Here is a 15,996-nt window from a genome sequence, read left to right on the forward strand (position 1 = left end):
TTCGAAGCTAGATAAGTATAAAAGCTGAACGAACTGGGCAGCTCGCGAGCGATAAGAAGGAATATTCTCATGATGCACTTTATCATGCGAATATTTCAGCTTATCGTTGAGAGAGCTAGTTCGTGAAGCTAGATAAGTGTAAAAGCTGAACGAACCGAGCAGCTGACGAGTAATATAGGAAATTGATTTTGTGACGCTCTTTGTCACAAAAATCAATTTATCTTATTACCGAGTCAGTTGGTTCGTGAAGCTGGATAGATGTAAAAGCTGAGTGAGTTTGAACAGCTCATGAGTAATAAGAACGACTGACCTCATGATGCTCCTTATCATGCGGACAGTTGGACTTATTACCGATTGAGCTCACTCACGAAGCTAGATAAGTATAAAAGCTGAACGAACTGGGCAGCTCACGAGCGATAAGAAGGAATATTCTCATGATGCACTTTATCATGCGAATATTTCAGCTTATCGTTGAGAGAGCTAGTTCGTGAAGCTAGATAAGTATAAAAGCTAAACGAATTCGAGCAAACTTTGAGTAACTTAGGAAATCTGAATGCGCACAAAAGCTGAGCGCATCCAAACAGCTCCTAAAAATCCAGTGAACCCATTCCTTCACTCAGCTTTTAACTATTCTTTATCCCGCTTCCGAGAATTCCTTCAATGCCCGCTCTGCGGCATCCTGTTCTGCCAGCTTCTTTGATTTTCCCTGTCCGGTTCCAATCAAGCTGTCATTCAGAAAAACCTCGATGTAGAAAATACGATCATGGGCCGGTCCTTCTTCCTTAACCAGCCGATACTCGATTGTTACATCTCCTTGTCGCTGCAGAACCTCCTGCAGCCTCGTTTTGTGATCCATCTCATGTGAAAAAGCACCTGCATCAATTTTAGGGAATATTACTTTTGATATAAACTCTCTAACAGCCTCTAGCTGTTGATCAAGATACAATGCGCCTAAAAATGCTTCGAATACATCACAAAGCAATGCCGGACGCTCCCGACCACTTGAGTTTTCTTCCCCTTTGCCCAAAAGAATATATTGGTCAAAATGACACTCTTTAGCAAACTTGGATAAGCTGTCTTCGCGAACAATTGCTGCGCGCATTTTTGTCAGCTTTCCCTCTGATAACTCCGGAAAATGACGGTATAGATACTGAGAAACCAATAACTCCAGTACCGCATCTCCAAGAAATTCCAATCGCTCATTATCAGATAGTTTCATATAGCGATGCTCATTCACATAGGATGAATGTGTAAAAGCTTGTTCCAATAAATTGACATCATGGAAAACAATGCCGTAACGTTCTTTCAGTTCACTTGTTAACTGATTGTCCATTCTCCACATTCCTTTAAATTTATTTGCAACCTTCTCTATTATACTTTTTTTGAAGGAAATTTGAAAGGTAGTCCTCTGATGTTATTAGAAAAGTAAAACAGACCAGGTAGCTTCTAAGCAATATAGGAACTTGACTCAATGGTGCCTTCCACCATTGAAGACAAGTTATCTTATTGTCGAAGAAGCTGGTCTGTGTAGCTAGACAATAGAAAAGCGAAACAAGTCGTCTAGCTCATGAGTGATATAGGAAACGAGCAACTTCTAATCAACACTTGTAGGAACCAGAAGCTTTGTATCGAGAATCGAAAAACAGTGTAGCGAAACTCATAGATAAAATTATCCTAAAGCTTACCAAAGAATGCCGGTATTGACTTGAAGCGAATCTATTCTATTGTTTTACACTAGTGGAAAACAAAAAAAGAAGCTGGGCGTCTCCCCAACCTCTTTTCTCAATTTTTAAACCTGAATAAGTGGCTAAACAACTACTGCTCTTCTCATTCCAAGCCCCCTCGTGCTTGTTCAGAGTTGAAATACAGCTGTTCCGCCTATCTTGTCCTATCAATTATAAGTTATTTACAATATAATCTACAGCGGCACCCACGGTTTCAATTTTCTCTGCATCTTCATCAGAAATCTCAGTTCCAAATTCATCTTCCAACTCTAAAACAAATTCCATCACACTGATTGAATCTGCATTTAAGTCATCTTTAATATTCAGTTGATCAGTTACATTCTCAGCATCAATATCAAAGTGATTTGAGATAATATTCGCTACTTTCTGTAAAACTTCTTCACGAGTCAACTGTCTTCACCTCCACTGCTTTAAAAAAACATTAATCATAGAAAGACTTAAGCGCTATGGTACATTTTACTCAGAAAATCGACGTTTGTCTACTTTTTTTTCAAATTTGTTACAGACCGGTTGCAATTCTTTTGCATTTTCCCAAATGAATTTTGCTATTTTTTCTTTAAACAAAAACAGGAAACTACAGCTATCACCCGTAATAAACGAGTGTTTTAGCCAACCTATTAAGCATCACTGCGTACTGTCACCGATGACCGATACAGCCTCATAGTTAGTTTCCTTCGTAATATTCTACCAATTGAGAAACGACATCTGTCATCAGCATGGTACGAATTTGACGAATTGTGTAGCGAACTGCGTCAGGACCAGTTGCACCATGTGTTTTTACAACAGGCGCTTTCAGTCCGAACAATACTGCACCACCATGTTTGGAATAATCCATTTCTGACTTCATTCCTCGCAAAGCATTCTTCAGCAGCATGGCGCCCATTTTCCCTTTCAATCCTTCATCGAGAATAGATGTTTTCAGCAGAGACATCATATTTAATGCTGTTCCTTCAATCGATTTCAGTACAGCATTTCCGGTAAAACCATCTGTTACAACAACATCCGCTGCACCATTCAATAAATCACGTGCCTCAATATTTCCGATAAAATTGATTGTTTTGTTCTCTGTTAAAAGCTCAAAGGCTTTCTTTGTCAGCTCGCTTCCCTTTGTCTCTTCCGTTCCGTTGTTTAACAAACCAACTCTTGGTTTACTCACACCACGAACACGGTTCGCATAAAAGGAGCCTAAAACCGCATACTGTACCAGATGTTCCGGTTTATTATCTGCGTTTGCACCTAAATCAAGCATATCGAAACCGCCATCCTTTTGCCCAATTACAGGCAACGTGGACATCAAGCCCGGGCGTTCGACATTTTTGATCCGACCTACAATAAATAAACCTGCTGCTAACAAAGCGCCCGTATTTCCAGCTGAAAAAATCGCATCGGCTTCTCCGGATTTTACTGCTTGTGCAGCCAGCACCATTGATGCGTCCTTTTTCCGTCGGATGGCTTTCACCGGTTCATCATCACTCGAAATTTTTTCATCCGTATGAATGATTTTAATATTGGTTTCATCGGTTACATATTCTCTGATTTCATTTTCTTTTCCATAAAGCAAAAACTCTATATCCGGAAAATCTTTTTTTGCCAGCATTACTCCTTCAACAATTGCTTTTGGTGCATTGTCTCCGCCCATGGCATCTACGGCGATTCTCATAAATGACTCCTCCTAATTCCTATATAAGAGATAGTCTCATACCTATCGTTATAAGCACTAACCAGTTCTCTTGTGTAGGATCTGTTCTCTATTTTCTATAGTCTCTCTACAGACCTATTCCTTTGCAGGACACAAAATTCACCTGCTATTGCAGGTTATTCATTCAAGCTATCTACACATTTCACAACAAATAGTATAGCATATTTTTTATCAATCAAAATACTGATGCTTTTCATTTTCCGGTTGAACTTCTTCGGCCAGTCCTTGATAATCCGGCAACAGCCACCAGTCTTTTTTCTTCCAAATAACCAAGGCTTCCTCTCTAGCCACTTCCAGAACATTGAAGTCTGTGACGATATCTCCGACGATAAATTCAGGCAACCCCGATTGTCGTGCGCCAAAAACCTCTCCCGGACCGCGAAGCTCCAAATCTTTTTCGCTCAAGACAAAGCCATTGTTCGTTTCCGTCATAATCTTCATCCGCTCAATACCCATCTCATTTTTCGGATTAGCCACTAAAATACAATACGACGCGTCTGAGCCTCGACCCACACGCCCACGAAGCTGGTGCAACTGAGCTAAACCAAAACGATCTGCATCCATAATCAGCATAATCGTGGCATTCGGTACATTGACCCCCACCTCAATAACTGTTGTAGAAACTAACAGCTGCAGCTGATTGTCTTTGAACTCCTGCATAATCTCGTCTTTTTCCTGATTCTTCATTTTTCCATGAAGCAGTCCAACTTGATAGTCCGGCGCAAAAAAGGCACTCATGTGTTCAAAAATTTCGGTGGCGTTCTTTACATCCAGCGCTTCTGATTCTTCAATCAACGGACAAATCACATAGGCTTGATGACCCGCTGCCAATTCTTTCGTCATCCATTCCAACACAGTGTCAATCTGAGGTGGTCGAATCCAGCGTGTTTCTATCGGGATACGCCCCGCCGGCATTTCATCGATAATCGATACATCCATTTCACCATAGGCAGTAATTGCCAGTGTTCGTGGAATTGGCGTAGCGGTCATGAAGAGCACATCCGGCTTCTGTCCTTTTTCCCTCAATATTTTCCGTTGGTTCACACCAAAACGATGCTGCTCATCGGTAATAACCAAGCCAAGATTTTTAAACACTACATCCTCTTGAATCAAGGCATGTGTACCAATAATCACATCAATTTCACCAGCGGCCAATTCAGCCAGAATTTCTCGACGGTCTTTCGCCCGTGTCGAGCCTGTTAACAGCGCCGTACGGACTTCCAAGGGGTCAAACAGCTGCTGCAAGCTTTCCATATGCTGCTGCGCCAATATCTCCGTAGGCACCATTAAGGCTCCTTGAAAACCAGCTGTCATTACCGCATATAGAGCAATTGCCGCCACCACGGTTTTCCCGCTACCAACATCTCCCTGCAGCAGACGCTGCATATGATGAGGATTCATCAAGTCACGACAAATTTCGTTGGTTACTTTTTTTTGCGCCTGTGTCAGTTCAAATGGCAGTTTTTTCGTAAATGCCTTTAATCTATTCACGTCATATTGAATGGCAATTCCATTTTTTTCAGCCTTTTCCTGTCTTTTCAGTCCCTGCATCTTCAACTGAAACAGCAAGAACTCTTCAAAGACCATTCGGCGTTTTGCTTGATGACTCTCCTCAGGCGTTCGTGGAAAATGCATGGCAACCATCGCTTCCCGTCGATCCATCAGGCGGTATTTCTCTATCAGCTCTAACGGCAGACTTTCTTCCACTAACTGACCGTATTCATCGAACCCTGTTCGTATCAGCTGTACCAAACTGCTTTGGCGTACTCGTTTGTTTACGTGATAGATTGGTGCGAACTCTTCGCCTTCATTTTTCGCAGCGAGAATCTTCATCCCATTCAGTGACTTTCTTTTCGCATCCCATTTCCCGTACACCGCGATTTCTTCAGAGAGGACGATTTTATCCTTTAAGTAAGGCTGATTGAAGAAGGACACATTAATCACTGCATGATCCTGCATCATTCGAAAAATCAATCGACTTTTCTTATAGCCGTATCGGCTGAGAACCGCTTCAGAAACAACTGTACCTTTCAGCGTGACCTTCTCCTGATCCTGAATCTCTTCGATGGCTTTTTCTTGTATATCTTCATAGCGAAAGGGGTAGTATGTCAGTAAATCCTTCACCGTACGTATCCCTAATTCGCTGAATGCTTCTGCACGCTTCGGTCCAACACCCGGAAGTACGTGCAAAGGGTCTGTCAGCTTCATTCATGTGCCTCCTCTCATTTTTCATTACTATGTATAAAACAAACGTCCTGTTTCTTAAGCTGCTTCTAAGCACAGCGGCTTTATTCTGATTCGTATCTTCTATAGAAAAGAGTCTGCACCAATATCCTTTCCAGAATATTGTTCAGACTCTTACTTCTATTGACGGAATAATCTATTTTAGCTAGATACGTTATTACTCAGCAGAAAATAGATATGGGTAGACAGGCTGATCGCCTTCATGAATTTCTGTTTCCAAATCTTCATGCTCCGCAGTCAATGCTTCTGCCAGTTTTTCTGCTTCTGCTACTTTCCCGCCTTCGCCGACGATAATCGTCACGATTTCTGTATCTTCATCCACCATGCGATTCAATGTGTCCAGAGAAGCTTTGAACATATCTGGTTCTGAAATGACAATTTTCCCATCAACCATTCCCAGATAATCATCTTTCTTGATTTCTACATTATCAATCGTTGTATCGCGAACAGCTGTTGTTACTTGTCCGCTGACAACACTTTCCAACATAGTTGTCATGCTGTCTTTGTTTTCTTCCAGTGTTTGCTGATCGTTGAAGGCCAACATCGCTGTCATCCCTTGTGAGATTGTCTTCGATGGTACTACTGCAACTGGTAAGTCAGCGACCTCGGCTGCCTGATCGGCTGCCATAAAGATATTTTTATTATTCGGAAGGATAATGACCTTATCTGCATTTACTTCTTTGATTGCTTTTAGGATATCCTCTGTACTTGGGTTCATTGTCTGTCCACCGCTAATAATATAGCTTGCTCCAAGACTTCTGAACAGCTCCTGAACGCCTTTACCCGCAGCAATCGCAATAACTGCATAAGGAACACGTTCTTTCTTCACAGGTGCAGGAGCTTGCTGGTCATGCTCAAGAATCGTTTCATGCTGTAAACGCATGTTATCAACTTTTATTTTTACTAATGAACCAAACTTCTGGCCGTAATTCATCACTTCGCCGGGATGTTCTGTATGCACGTGTACTTTGATGATTTCATCATCATTAACAACTAGCAGTGAGTCGCCCAGTCCATCCAGATAGTTTCTAAAGGTTTCGTAGTCAAAGTTGCTGTCTACTGTAGGACCTTCACCAATCTGAACCATAATTTCTGTACAGTAACCAAAATGAATGTCTTCAGTGGCCATTTGCCCTTGAACACTACGATGATGCTCAGCATTCACCATTTCATCCATTTCAGCTGGAGATGGTTCATAGACTTCATCTGGATTGTAATTACCAGATAGAACATCCAAAAACCCTTCATAAATGAATAGAAGACCTTGACCGCCGCTATCAACAACGCCGACTTCTTTCAGTACAGGTAATAGATCCGGTGTTTTAGCAAGCGCACGCTTAGCACCCTTGACCACTGCCTCCATTACTTCAACACAGTCGTCGGTTTCTTTTGCCTTACGCTCACCAGTACGAGCCGCTTCACGAGAAACGGTTAAAATCGTTCCTTCTACTGGCTTCATTACCGCTTTATACGCAGTCTCCACACCATGTGTAAAGGCTGCTGCCAAATCCTGCGCATTCAATGTTGTCACATCGAGAATCTGTTTTGAAAAACCACGGAACAACTGAGATAAGATAACGCCGGAATTTCCCCGAGCGCCCATCAACAGACCTTTAGATAAAGCTGTTGCAAGCTCTCCAACTTTTTCAGAAGCTGAATCAGCAACTGCTTTCGCTCCGCTGGTCATTGATAGATTCATATTCGTTCCTGTATCGCCATCCGGCACAGGGAAAACATTTAATGAGTTGACATATTCTGCATTTACGTGCAGACGTGACGCACCTGCCTGTACCATTTCCTGGAACTGACTTGCGCTGATTTCTGTTACATTCACCTAAGATATCCTCCTTTAGATCACTGCTAGTCCATTCAGAGCCCTGCTCCTTTTCTAACAGCAGGCTGCTCTAGTCAGGCAGCACACGAACACCCTGTACAAATACATTGACAGAGTTTGCAGTAACGCCCAATAATGTTTCAAGGTTGTACATCACCTTTTCCTGTACATTACGGGAAACTTCAGAAATTTTCGTACCGTAGCTGACAATTGTATACACATCTACAGCTACACCATTTTCTTCTTGGCGTACGACAACTCCTTTAGAGTAGTTCTCTCTACGTAAAATCTCATTCAGATTATCTTTAATTTGATTTTTACTAGCCATTCCGACGATTCCATAAATATCCGTCGCAGCGCCGCCGACTACAGTGGCAATAACTTCATTGGTAATCTCAATGGTACCTGCTGAGGTTTTGATTTTTACAGCCATTGATGAAAGCCTCCTTAAAGAGCATACTTGCCCTATTTTCTTCCTTAACATTCTAACATAGCTGAGGATTAATGAAAAGAAAGGAAATCATCGATCCCAGACAAATAAATAAAAATTTTACTTATGCTTATCTATGTATTTTGCAGTTCTTTGTTATTTCAAATTACAATGTATTAAAAACATTACTAATCAAGTCTTAACAATTCTACTCCCTCGGATTGTTAAGCATCTTTTGTTTCCTAAAATATATGCAGTATATCTTGTTCCGAAGTAAATGCAGTTGGAATCACTTTTTCTAAATTTTCTATCCTACTTCTCATATATTCTTTATCTTCCCCATGAAGATTCGATATAGCCCATTCTTTTAATAAACCTAATTCCTTTAAAACAACATCTAGTTTAGTTTTGTTAAATTCTGCTCCATCTTGTATATACTTAATATCTAATTCTGCTATAGCCTTCTCCCAGAACTTTTCATAAAAAGATTCAGAAGAGATGTTCTCACTCAATATCACTTTGGAATTTTCGTTGTAAATATCGCCATCATATTTAAATAGCCCTACTGACATTATTTCTTACCTCCATACAAGGAATCATTTTGATAGAAAGTTCTTTAAGAAGTTGTAGAAAAGTATCTAAATTACTTTCTCCTAAATATTTCATGATATATCCCCTCTTGTTAGCAGCAGAAAGCACTTTACAGGTCGATTTCATCTTTAATCTTTTTTTACGGTGGATATCCTGTCGATATTTATTGTAGCGGTTAAATTTCTGGATAATAAATGTGGGTAGTTATTGGCAACTTGATTAGTGAGTTGACGCTTACTAGTCAAGACTTTATAAAATCCCTTTTTATTTTTTAAGTTATGCTTATCTCAAAAAGGTTATACCATAAATAAATTAGAAGTCTTCATAAGGAAACTCTTCTAACCCAATTGCTTCAATACTTTCACAATAAAAGTTTATATAATTATATCCATCATTTTCTCCATAACCACTGTCATCATGAACATGATATCTTTTTTCGCTTGGCCAATCCATAGGTTCATTCTTCATATCTTTTATTATTAATCTGTCATAAATATCAATATTAGTAACCTCTTTTAGTGATAATTCACTTACATTATTAAACTTAAATTTCGATAACATCACTTGAGGCTTTTTTGAAAATTTAGTTTTTAAATCTAAAAGTAATACTGAACGTTTTTCATTAAAAATATTTTCCTCGATATTATATTCTATTTTCATAATATCACTAAAATGAAATGGATTATCTGAACCTATTTCATCTAAAATCACATCACTATTTCCAATATATTCAAACATTTTTTTCCTCCTAACTTACTTATCAAAATCAAATGTAATACTATTTGTTCCTTGATCAATTTTCCCTTGCCTTAATACCCCATCACTATCCAAGAAATATTTATACTCAATATAATCTCTACCTCTATTAGACCAGATATACTCATGAATATGTGGATCAGTATGATGGGTCTTATTCCCATGATGTGAAAAGTCTATTCTTTGTACTTGCTTTCCTCTATAATCATAAAATATAATAGATTTTTCTATTTCTCCACTTGAACCAAGTCTTTCAAATTCCACTTTACTGTTAGGTGGTCCACTCATAGGCGTGTAATTATTTTTATAATATTCATCTGGTAGAAATATTTCTGTTGCAAAATCGTTTACTTGTTTTTCAGTTCCACCCCCACTAGCCTTCTCAATCCTCGCCACATCATCAAAATAGCCAGCTTTGCTTAAGATATATAGGTCATCAGCGGTCAGGCTTGCCCCTTTTAACAGCTTATCTCCTGCGCGTAGACTTTGAACCCCATCCGCCAATTTTGATATCGGTAATAAAAATAGCATCGTCCATAGTCCGGCTTCCAAACGACTGGCCTTATCCCCTGTGACAGGGTCTTTTCCAGTGAATAGGCGATAGACATCGTAGACATTGTATATTTCCCCGCCCATATGAAGGGTAGAAATGCCCAGCGCCTTCGTTCCTTCCAAGGACGTAGCGTACATTAGATTTTCGGAAGCGACTTTACTATACTTCCCGTCGATATACACCTTATATAACATCACGCCATGCTTCGCTGCTTCCGGATTCTCTAACACAATCTCGACTCTCTGTGCCGGGCAGGAGTCATTATACTCACTTAATTTCTTGTACCATTCTTTTTCTGTACAGTCATCTAGTGTATACATGCCTGTTTGTGCATTGAACTGTCTTGATTTTCCTAAATCATCCATTGCAGAAGCAATTTGTTCCCCAACAGCAACGACTTCAGAAAAATCAGCTGCATGCGCTTCTTCAAATGTCTGATACTTCTCCAACAGGTCTACTTTTTTCTGCTCTTTATTGATTTGATAGTCCTTAAATGATACACCATAACCACCGACAATTTCAAAAACAATATTTCCTGCGATTTTTAAAAGTAAATCTTGCTTCTCCTGTTGCAATCGGCTGATTTTACTCTCCAACTCAATCAGTTCGTCGGTGTCCAATACTTTAGAGGTCTCACCAACTTCTGCCTCAAAGCTGTTCAAAAACAGGATATAGGCCTCGCCAAAGTCAGAATGATAGTTGTGCAGGGCTTTGGAAACAACCGTGTAGGGCGACATCGCCTCCTTCACAGAAGTCCATCCCGGACCTGTCAATTCCGCCGAGCTCTTAAACTCATTGATTGTTCCTTCTACTGTCGAAAAATTGCTTAAACAGGTTAGCCTCGCACTTTGCGAGGAGGTATGAGCCCCTTGCACTTCGGAATAACTAAATTTCGTCATCTGCCGCCTCCTGTTTCTTGGCGTTATAATAAGCATCTGTCAGCTCTTCTTCTGTCGTACCAAAGCCTTTCTCCTTTGCTTCAAAGGTATCGTCTATTGCCACGAACTGTCGCTGGATGTCTCGTGCTTCGTCATCGAAAGTTGTCAACTGTCCTTGGGCATGATTAGCTGAAACGGTTCCTTGGCTGAGATAGGCAACTTCCTCCAATAACGATTGTTCTTCTCGTTGAAGATATGCCCATTGTTCTTTGGCTTCCTCCCAAAAAATCTTCTTTTTCTGCAGCTGGTCACGTTCCTCTTCCAACTCTTGAAGTGCCTTGGAATAAAGAGAGCTCTTGTTATCTCCCATTCTCAATCACCTGCTTTGCCATTTGATCCGCCTTTTCGTAAGCGTCACTGGCTGAAAGAATATTTTTAGCATCTGCCTTCAAGCTCGCTTCAAATGTCGCCATCAACTCTCCGGTTTGAGCCAGAATCGTGTTGATGTCTCCTATCGCTATACCATCAGATACTGAAATACTTGTTCCGCTATTAGAATACGGCGACATTGTCGGAACAGTTAACCCGCTGGCGAATGTAATCGCTTGTTGCGCATTGTTTTTTGTTTCACTCATGAATAACCTCCTAAAAACAACCTTTTACTAACATTTTATCAGTTATATCTAAGCAAAAACATTGTATAATTTTTCAATATATCAAATAAAAAATAAATTTTTACGTTAATTCCTGATAAGATGAAAGCTTGTATCTAAAATCCCTGAGCTATTTTGCCTTTGTCTCTGTGTTCTTATCTATTGAACAAATTTCTATGTACATTCAAAAATTTCTTGCCAAACACGGGCAAATATGATAAATTAATCTGGTATGAGCAGAAGACTATCGCTCCAAGATCAAAGCAAAGGAGGAAATAAACAATGGCAAAAGTATGTTACTTTACTGGTCGTAAAACTAGCAGCGGAAACAATCGTTCTCACGCTATGAACGCAACAAAACGTACTGTTAAACCTAATCTACAAAAAGTTCGTGTTTTAATAGATGGTAAACCTAAAAAAGTTTGGGTGTCAACTCGTGCTTTGAAATCTGGTAAGATTGAGCGTGTTTAATAGACAATAATTCAAAACCTGTTTCCTTATAGGAAACAGGTTTTTTTGTATGAAAATGAAGTTGGAGCCAATAGCTGACTTCCTTTTTCAAAAATAATCATACTTCTAAAGCTTCCGTTTTACTCTGCTCCTCGAAACACAGCTGTTCCTTTCTCCCACCATCCAACCTTCTTCAAGGTAAAGCAAAAAAAGCTTATACAGCAGACAGCTTGCTTTTCTATCTCTAGCAAAAGCGTACTGCCTACTGTATAAACCAGTTATCAAGAAGCCGGTGTATTGGTAACCGTCCAATTAATGGTAGTTTTATATACCTGATTCGGCTTGGCTGTTCCTCCGTTAACCTTAAGACTTACCGCTTCTGCATCCCAAACCTTTGTTGAGATTAGCTTGCCGGCAGCTGAATCATTCTGAGCAGCAAAAACAACTTTCTCTGTCGTCGTAAGCTCGATGGCCCCTGTCTTTAAGCTGCCATCTGCTACGGGTGCCGCTCCTGTATGAGTGTTATACATTTTCCCTTCCGGTAACAGGATATATCCACCTGTCAATGTCGAGCTGCCTGAAGAAAATTCCGTCGTCATTTTTGCGTTCAATGACCAGCCATCTGCGGTCATTCGGTCATCAGAGACCTGAACCCATTGTTTATCCAACTCTTCATCGTCTGCATTTTTCGGCTTTTTTGCCTGATATACTTGATCCTGAACTGCCGCTTTAGCTGTGCCAAAGCTGAAAACCTCCGGAATATAATCCAGTCGTAACAGTCCTGTATTTCCAGTTCCATTATTTTCCGCCCCATTTGGTGGTTGGCTTCCTTCTTTTGGATTTTCCGGATCAACAGGCTCAGTTGGACCTTCATCGACAATTCTCACAGAAATAATCACCTCAAGATCCTGCGTGAGCTCCGGAACAGCAGATTTAGGTACCTGCAGCTTTACCGGATAAATGCCGTTTGTTGCACTAGGCGTCAATCCACCCAAATCAGCAACAATTATCTCATCGGTCAAATCAACTAATTTTCCTTGGGCAAGTCGTTGCGCTTTAGGTTCACTGACCAGTATCACATAATTCTTCAAACGAGTTTCAGTAAGGTGCTCAATTTCTGAAGTGTACAATGCAATATCTGCTCCTGAAATGGCTTCACTTGCCCCATGAACCTTTAGGCTCGCCGTAATTTCTCGAACATTCTGCGCATCATCTTTAAGAAGTATAACAACAGAATATTCTCCAACAGCTCCCATGTACCCATCAACTACATCAGGATTCCGGTATTCATAGGTGAACCCGGTGTTTGCCGGATTGCTGTCTTGAGGATTGGATACATATAGGTTCGCTGCAGGACGACCCTCATTGACAACTGCGTGGACAAGAGTTCCTGTACCGTTTGGTGCTGTTTCGTCAGCAACGGTTTGTTCTACCGCAGCATCCTTCCCATTCAGAAAGGCGTATGCCTTTAATTTACTCGCTGCCGTAAAATACTTCCCTGCAGGTAGAGTAAAGCTGAAATCACCGTTACCATCCGCTTTTGTTGTAAAATTTGCGGTCAAATCAGGATCCGTTTCATCTGGATTGGTTACCGGACTGGGCTCTTGGTTCAATGCCGGATCAATTGCCGGATTCTCTGTTGAAAGATAAGGTGTATCAGATAGTCGAATAACTGCATTCGGACTCGCTGTCCCGCTGACTGTTCTGGAACCGGCAGCCGCTTGGTCGTCCGTTGCAACAGAATCCAAGGCTAACTCGACATCTGGAATGTATTCGAAAAGAATACGTTGAACATCCTGAGTTGTAAATTTTGCTTTAAAGTCTGTTACGGCAGCTTGTGTTAGTGAGGAAACCTCGCTAATTGTTGGTGTAACGGTACTATACTTGATTTTCAACCCAAATATCGGTGTCCAGCTTTCTGTAGGCACCTCACTCAAATTATCCCTTGTCCACATTTTAACTGTCTGTACATCAATATCCAGCAGACCGGCAGTACCCGCCATATAAATCAGCCCATTGCCTGTTCCTGACGCAATCTGACCGGTCCGTTGTAAATTGACCATTTCCGCATCTTCAAACTGGAAAACCGAGCGTTGGTCAGTAAAATGAACAAGGTAATTTGATAAACTGCTGCTGTCACTTACCACATTAAAAGTCCCTTTTTTATGCACAACAAAGGTAGAAACTCCATACCCATAAATAACCGAAGAGGTAGAAGCACCCATCCCTGTACATTGAATATCTAAAACACCTCCGGGATTCACACTCAGCTCAGCACCATTAAGATAAACAATAGCGGCTGCGCCTGTATGCCCTTCGGAACGGATATTCAGCTGGGCATGATCGCCAATCTCAACTTTAGAGGCATTTGAAGTGAGATTCAGACTGATTTCATTCGGTCTTCCGGCTGGCGTATTCAAATTTAAAACCGCATTCTCCTTGAGCTCTACATTTCCCGAAGCAATATACAGGATATCACCATATGCTTCACCACTGGTTGCACTTGCCGGAGCATTCAGAGTCATAACGGCTCCTTTCTCAAGTACCAGTGAACCATTATTTTCGAGGTAAACATTTCCGGAATTCAGTGTTGTCCCCGTAAAGGATGCCTGTGGACGTAATGTCAAATTGCTGATACTCAAGTTACACTGATTGACATTATTGATTGCCCAATTTGTTCGAAAAGCGCTAGTGTAAGGAGATTCCTGACGGGTAACTACATTGCCCTCCATAAACACCTGGCCATAGGCTGAATGCAGCATTTGATTGCCAATGTCTGTCAAATCCTTATAGGTCAGTATAGAGTTTGTTTCATTAGTAGTCGTCAACCATTCGTAGGTCATGAAGCCATACCAGTTGCCGTGATACATCGTCAGGTTATCCCAGGTCAAATCCCAATGACTGGCTGAATTGACAGAAGCATCATAAAATCGAAGCGTGATAGCACCAAAATCGATGGTATGGCCGTTCCCCTCAATCACAACAGCTCGAGAGGTACTCGGCGCAATGAAATTTACGAAAAGCGCACCGCCGCTTGTGTTCGTGTTACTCCCTGTTGCAATCCCCGAAAACGAGCTGGGGGTCGGATCATCCGGTACAGCAAAGCTTTGTGTAACGCTAATTGTCGTCACAGAGGTATCTGCCAACGCCAGAATCAACTCTTCCCAGCTGCTGACATCCGCTACACTTGCAGGTGCGAGCTGTGAAATATCTGTTTCCGTATCTGTTGCTTCTGCAAAGCTTGTTTCGGCTGCGTCCTCCACAACAGCCTGCGCTTCCTCTTCCGTTCCCAAGGGTTTATCTTTATCTACACTTTCTGTTGGTTGCCCTTGAGGAATTTGAGGGCTGGTCAATCGAACGGCTGTAGAGAAGAACACTGTACCATGCTGTATTTTTTTTGCACTCAGAAAAATATCTGAAGACTGTTCAGCAGCAATCCTCAATTGAAAAACTGCGCGTATTTCACCCTTATCAAAAGTGAAAACTACCTGTCTTTTTTCTGCATCATAATCAACTTTCCCAGTTGACTGCTCTTCATCAAAGCGAGTAAAAGAAACATAATCCGGCAAGTCTAACGTGTACTCCGCCTGATTTTCTTCTTGTTTTTCGGAAGGCAAATCTGAAAGCGTCAACCAAACCAAGCGATCATTTCCTACCGTCGTATCACTGCTCCCCTCTGCGGTCTTCAGCTCAAATCCAACAGAAGCTTCTTGAGCCTCTGCTGAGAGTATCTGAAAAGGCTGTAGTGACAGTAGCAGTAAAAAACTCAAAATCGCTATAAAAAGCTGTTTCATTCGATTTCTCATTCAGCTTCACCTCCTACTTTTGCTGACTTCCGATAGCTTCGAATAGCCAAGAAAAGAAAAACGGCAGAAAGAACATTTAGCAGCCCGATGATACTCAGACTCGTATTTATTATCTCGCCGGCTTTCAGAAAACTACCTGAAGGCTTCTCATCTGATGGTACAACCGTTCCGCTGCCTTGAGGTCCTTCTTCACCGGGAGAAGGCTTTGGCACATCTCCCCAACCGTCAAAGGTAATGGCACTTCGGCTTCCCGTACTCGCTTCAGTAATTACTTTATTATTTGGAATGAAAAAGCTGATACAGACCATAGATAGAAGGAGAAGAAACCTGATACTGTGTTTCATAAGCGATACCCTC

At 41.1% G+C, this 15,996-nt stretch carries 14 protein-coding genes; 1 reads left to right on the forward strand and 13 read right to left on the reverse strand.

Annotated features, from left to right (window positions below; translation table 11 throughout):
- Window positions 1-634: 634 nt before the first annotated feature.
- The 11 genes from rnc to IW510_RS16915 form a co-directional block, all read right to left on the reverse strand.
- Window positions 635-1,333: a ribonuclease III gene (rnc, locus tag IW510_RS16865; RefSeq protein ID WP_202061652.1), complete on the reverse strand. Its 699-nt coding sequence runs from the start codon at window positions 1,331-1,333 to the stop codon at window positions 635-637.
- Window positions 1,334-1,895: 562 nt separating this feature from the next.
- On the reverse strand, window positions 1,896-2,135 hold the full coding sequence (gene acpP, locus IW510_RS16870; protein WP_086348583.1) for an acyl carrier protein: 240 nt from the start codon (window positions 2,133-2,135) through the stop codon (window positions 1,896-1,898).
- 274 nt (window positions 2,136-2,409) lie between these two features.
- Window positions 2,410-3,405, reverse strand: coding sequence for a phosphate acyltransferase PlsX (gene plsX / locus IW510_RS16875; RefSeq protein ID WP_202061653.1), 996 nt, complete (start codon window positions 3,403-3,405; stop codon window positions 2,410-2,412).
- A 210-nt stretch (window positions 3,406-3,615) separates the two neighbouring features.
- Window positions 3,616-5,652: an ATP-dependent DNA helicase RecG gene (gene recG / locus IW510_RS16880; protein WP_202061654.1), complete on the reverse strand. Its 2,037-nt coding sequence runs from the start codon at window positions 5,650-5,652 to the stop codon at window positions 3,616-3,618.
- 193 nt (window positions 5,653-5,845) lie between these two features.
- A complete protein-coding gene (locus IW510_RS16885) occupies window positions 5,846-7,522 on the reverse strand; it encodes a DAK2 domain-containing protein (RefSeq protein WP_202061655.1) in 1,677 nt (558 codons plus the stop codon).
- A gap of 70 nt (window positions 7,523-7,592) precedes the next feature.
- Entirely contained in the window at window positions 7,593-7,955 is a 363-nt protein-coding gene (locus IW510_RS16890; RefSeq protein WP_086348579.1) for an Asp23/Gls24 family envelope stress response protein, read from the reverse strand.
- Window positions 7,956-8,194: 239 nt separating this feature from the next.
- Complete coding sequence (locus IW510_RS16895; protein ID WP_202061657.1) at window positions 8,195-8,524, reverse strand: hypothetical protein; 330 nt, start codon at window positions 8,522-8,524, stop codon at window positions 8,195-8,197.
- 331 nt (window positions 8,525-8,855) lie between these two features.
- Window positions 8,856-9,281: a hypothetical protein gene (locus IW510_RS16900; RefSeq protein WP_202061658.1), complete on the reverse strand. Its 426-nt coding sequence runs from the start codon at window positions 9,279-9,281 to the stop codon at window positions 8,856-8,858.
- 15 nt (window positions 9,282-9,296) lie between these two features.
- A complete protein-coding gene (locus IW510_RS16905) occupies window positions 9,297-10,751 on the reverse strand; it encodes a pre-toxin TG domain-containing protein (RefSeq protein WP_202061659.1) in 1,455 nt (484 codons plus the stop codon).
- On the reverse strand, window positions 10,738-11,100 hold the full coding sequence (locus IW510_RS16910; RefSeq protein ID WP_202061661.1) for a hypothetical protein: 363 nt from the start codon (window positions 11,098-11,100) through the stop codon (window positions 10,738-10,740). Before IW510_RS16910 ends, IW510_RS16905 begins: the two co-directional genes overlap by 14 nt.
- The gene (locus tag IW510_RS16915; RefSeq protein ID WP_202061663.1) at window positions 11,090-11,365 is read right to left on the reverse strand and encodes a DUF3130 family protein; all 276 of its coding nucleotides are present in this window, start codon (window positions 11,363-11,365) and stop codon (window positions 11,090-11,092) included. The genes IW510_RS16910 and IW510_RS16915 overlap by 11 nt, the downstream gene beginning before the upstream one ends.
- A gap of 300 nt (window positions 11,366-11,665) precedes the next feature.
- On the opposite strand from IW510_RS16915, the gene rpmB reads away from it, so the two are divergent.
- Window positions 11,666-11,854: a 50S ribosomal protein L28 gene (rpmB, locus tag IW510_RS16920; protein ID WP_010761898.1), complete on the forward strand. Its 189-nt coding sequence runs from the start codon at window positions 11,666-11,668 to the stop codon at window positions 11,852-11,854.
- A 260-nt stretch (window positions 11,855-12,114) separates the two neighbouring features.
- Here the strand turns inward: rpmB and IW510_RS16925 are convergent, their stop codons facing one another.
- Both IW510_RS16925 and IW510_RS16930 read right to left on the reverse strand, forming a co-directional pair.
- Window positions 12,115-15,639 (reverse strand): WxL domain-containing protein, encoded by a 3,525-nt coding sequence (locus IW510_RS16925; RefSeq protein ID WP_202061665.1) that lies wholly within the window; start codon window positions 15,637-15,639, stop codon window positions 12,115-12,117.
- Entirely contained in the window at window positions 15,636-15,983 is a 348-nt protein-coding gene (locus tag IW510_RS16930) for a hypothetical protein (RefSeq protein ID WP_202061667.1), read from the reverse strand. The genes IW510_RS16925 and IW510_RS16930 overlap by 4 nt, the downstream gene beginning before the upstream one ends.
- Window positions 15,984-15,996: the final 13 nt, after the last annotated feature.

Origin of the sequence: Enterococcus sp. BWR-S5 (assembly GCF_016745255.1) — a bacterium.
Taxonomy (GTDB): Bacteria; Bacillota; Bacilli; order Lactobacillales; family Enterococcaceae; genus Enterococcus_L.

What these genes read in the sequence shown, in the direction of transcription:
- rnc (WP_202061652.1), bottom strand. Translation starts at nt 1,333, where the DNA reads ATGGACAATCAGTTAACAAGTGAACTGAAAGAACGTTACGGCATTGTT.
- plsX (WP_202061653.1), bottom strand. Translation starts at nt 3,405, where the DNA reads ATGAGAATCGCCGTAGATGCCATGGGCGGAGACAATGCACCAAAAGCA.
- recG (WP_202061654.1), bottom strand. Translation starts at nt 5,652, where the DNA reads ATGAAGCTGACAGACCCTTTGCACGTACTTCCGGGTGTTGGACCGAAG.
- IW510_RS16890 (WP_086348579.1), bottom strand. Translation starts at nt 7,955, where the DNA reads ATGGCTGTAAAAATCAAAACCTCAGCAGGTACCATTGAGATTACCAAT.
- IW510_RS16895 (WP_202061657.1), bottom strand. Translation starts at nt 8,524, where the DNA reads ATGTCAGTAGGGCTATTTAAATATGATGGCGATATTTACAACGAAAAT.
- IW510_RS16900 (WP_202061658.1), bottom strand. Translation starts at nt 9,281, where the DNA reads ATGTTTGAATATATTGGAAATAGTGATGTGATTTTAGATGAAATAGGT.
- IW510_RS16905 (WP_202061659.1), bottom strand. Translation starts at nt 10,751, where the DNA reads ATGACGAAATTTAGTTATTCCGAAGTGCAAGGGGCTCATACCTCCTCG.
- IW510_RS16910 (WP_202061661.1), bottom strand. Translation starts at nt 11,100, where the DNA reads ATGGGAGATAACAAGAGCTCTCTTTATTCCAAGGCACTTCAAGAGTTG.
- IW510_RS16915 (WP_202061663.1), bottom strand. Translation starts at nt 11,365, where the DNA reads ATGAGTGAAACAAAAAACAATGCGCAACAAGCGATTACATTCGCCAGC.
- rpmB (WP_010761898.1), top strand. Translation starts at nt 11,666, where the DNA reads ATGGCAAAAGTATGTTACTTTACTGGTCGTAAAACTAGCAGCGGAAAC.
- IW510_RS16925 (WP_202061665.1), bottom strand. Translation starts at nt 15,639, where the DNA reads ATGAGAAATCGAATGAAACAGCTTTTTATAGCGATTTTGAGTTTTTTA.
- IW510_RS16930 (WP_202061667.1), bottom strand. Translation starts at nt 15,983, where the DNA reads ATGAAACACAGTATCAGGTTTCTTCTCCTTCTATCTATGGTCTGTATC.